Source organism: Synechococcus sp. W55.2 (genome assembly GCF_047461635.1).
GTDB lineage: Bacteria > Cyanobacteriota > Cyanobacteriia > Thermostichales > Thermostichaceae > Thermostichus.
The window spans coordinates 1-2,328 of record NZ_JANSHM010000115.1 but is presented as its reverse complement, the minus strand read 5'-3'; the positions used below and the strand labels follow the sequence as shown (position 1 = coordinate 2,328).

3 protein-coding genes and 1 pseudogene are annotated in these 2,328 nt (G+C 61.3%); all 4 read right to left on the bottom strand.

Annotation, left to right across the window (positions count from 1 at the left end):
• Positions 1-110: 110 nt before the first annotated feature.
• Entirely contained in the window at positions 111-650 is a 540-nt protein-coding gene (gene purE / locus NW828_RS13755; RefSeq protein ID WP_414384463.1) for a 5-(carboxyamino)imidazole ribonucleotide mutase, read from the bottom strand.
• Entirely contained in the window at positions 620-1,732 is a 1,113-nt protein-coding gene (locus tag NW828_RS13750; RefSeq protein WP_414384462.1) for an L-threonylcarbamoyladenylate synthase, read from the bottom strand. Before NW828_RS13750 ends, purE begins: the two co-directional genes overlap by 31 nt.
• Positions 1,733-1,756: 24 nt before the next feature.
• Positions 1,757-2,167 (bottom strand): YihY/virulence factor BrkB family protein, encoded by a 411-nt coding sequence (locus NW828_RS13745; RefSeq protein WP_414384461.1) that lies wholly within the window; start codon positions 2,165-2,167, stop codon positions 1,757-1,759.
• A 34-nt stretch (positions 2,168-2,201) separates the two neighbouring features.
• Positions 2,202-2,328 (bottom strand): annotated as a pseudogene (locus NW828_RS13740) (RNA-guided endonuclease TnpB family protein); the annotation flags it as partial.

Genomic DNA, 2,328 nt, shown 5'->3' with positions numbered 1-2,328 from the left:
TTGTACTTCATCAAAGCGCATTCCTCCCGACACCGACCCTACGGGTACAGTGCGGGGCTCCTGCGATTTCTAGCTGACCCTTTGCAAGCGGCAAGATAGATCAACGCTCCTTAAATTATGCTCTTATGCTTTATAGAGTCGAGGTAGGCTTTCCACCCTTGGGTTTGCAACTGGTCGTTTTTCTCCTGCACCGCCTGTTTTAGGCTTTCCCGATAGGCGATCACCCGCCGGAGCAGATCGGGATCCCCACTGGCTAGGATCTGCACCGCCAACAGACCCGCGTTGTAGCCGTTGCCAATGGCCACCGTGGCCACCGGGATCCCTTTGGGCATTTGCACAATTGAGTACAGGGAGTCGATCCCCTGCAGGGATGGGCTGAGCACCGGCACCCCGATCACCGGCAGGGGGGTGAGAGAGGCCACCATCCCCGGCAAATGGGCTGCTCCCCCTGCCCCGGCAATGATGACGCGGATCCCTTGGGTATGGGCGCAGCGGGCAAACTCTACCATCGCCTCGGGAGTGCGATGGGCGCTGAGGATCTGCAATTGGTAAGGGATCCCAAACTCCTCACACACCTGGGCGGCAGGTGCAAGGGTGGGCAAATCGGAATCGCTGCCCATTACGATGGCAACGAGGGGGGAGAGTTCCATAGGCTGCTGGCCCGGCGTAGCCGATCCATCATCGCATAGCCCAACCCCGTCGAGATGGGTGGGGGCTCTGCCAGCAGGAGCGTAGCATCTCCCTCATCCAGGCGGCGCAGGCTGGCAAAGAGGGCGCGGGCGGCTGCCTTGGGATCCGAACCCAAACACTCCAAACTGAAAGTGATCCCCGGCCAATGGCGGGAGAGGGTGTTCAGCAGAGCCTGCGGATCCGTGGCAAAGCTGAGGATGCCCAGGTGGGAATGACCGGTTGTCAGGTGCTGCACCTGTTGCCAATCGCCGGGCTGAAGCTGGGCAAAAGGGGTGGGCAAAAGCCGGAGGGGCTTACTGGGGGCATAGTGGCTGCTCAGTCGTCCCGGCGCTTCTGGCGGGCCCGTTGTGCCATCCTTGGGGGCCTGTTCTGGGGGCAACCGGATGGGCAACCCCAGGTGGGCCTCTAGGGCTTCCAGTGGGATCCCTCCTGGGCGCAGCAGCGTTGGGATCCCTTCGGGGCTGAGCTTTAGCACGGTGGACTCCAGGCCCACAGCACACTCTCCCCCATCCAAGATGTAAGGGATCCGCCCTCCCAACTCTGCATAGACGGCCTGGGCTGAGGTGGGGCTGATGCGGCCAAAGCGATTGGCACTGGGGGCAGCCAGAGGGGTTTGCACCGCCTGCAACAAAGCTTGAGCCACCGGGTGAGCAGGCACCCGCAGGGCAACAGTAGGCAACCCGCTGCTCACCAGATCCGGCACGGTGGGACACTTGGGCAGCACCAAGGTTAGGGGCCCCGGCCAGAAGGTGTCGATCAGGGATCCCAGCAGAGCACGGGCGGTGGGAGTAAAAGCCGACACATCCACCAGCCACCCCTGCAGCTGCTCTAGGGTCACCCCAGCCGGCAGATGCAGGATCAGGGGATCGAAGCGGGGGCGCTCCTTGGCGGCAAAAATGTTTGCCACTGCCTGCTCATCCAAGCCATTGCCCGCCAGGCCGTAAACCGTCTCCGTGGGGATGGCCACCAACTGGCCCTGCAGCAAGGCCGCAGCCGCTACGGCAATGTGCTCAGGAGTGGGCGAAAGAATTTCCGTCTGCATCCATAACTCGGATTTGGGGTGGGGCTAGGGATCCCGTTCTGCAATCCATTTTCGCGCCTGGTAGAGGGCGATGTTGATTTGATCCCCAAACAGCAGCGCCAAGGAAGTGAGCCAAACCCAGAGCAGCAGCACAATAACTGCCCCCACCGCCCCGTAGACTTGGTTGAACTGCCCAAAGTGCTCCACGTAAATCCGCAGCCCCCAAGACACCCCAACCCACAGTAGGCTGGCCACGATGGCTCCCGGCCAAATCGGCATTTGGGGTCGGCGCAAGCTGGGGCCAAATCGATACAGCACCCAGCAGGAGAAGACGACCAGCCCCAAGGAAATTGGCCAAGTGAGGATCCCCCACAAGTTCAACCCCAGCTCTCGCAAGGGATCCAACTGAGTCGGCCCGCCAACTTCCTGCGCTAAGAATCCCGCTTTCCTGTACAAGAAGCGCAAAAAGCTGGCAGTAAACTACCCGACCCTACACCGCCTTAGCAGTGTAGCGCGGGCTTTCAGTAGCCCTGAGCCTGTTCTGCCCTACCAGAGAACAAAACAGGCCCGAACCTCTAGGCTGGTTTACGGCAGCCCCCAAGAGCGCAATCACATTC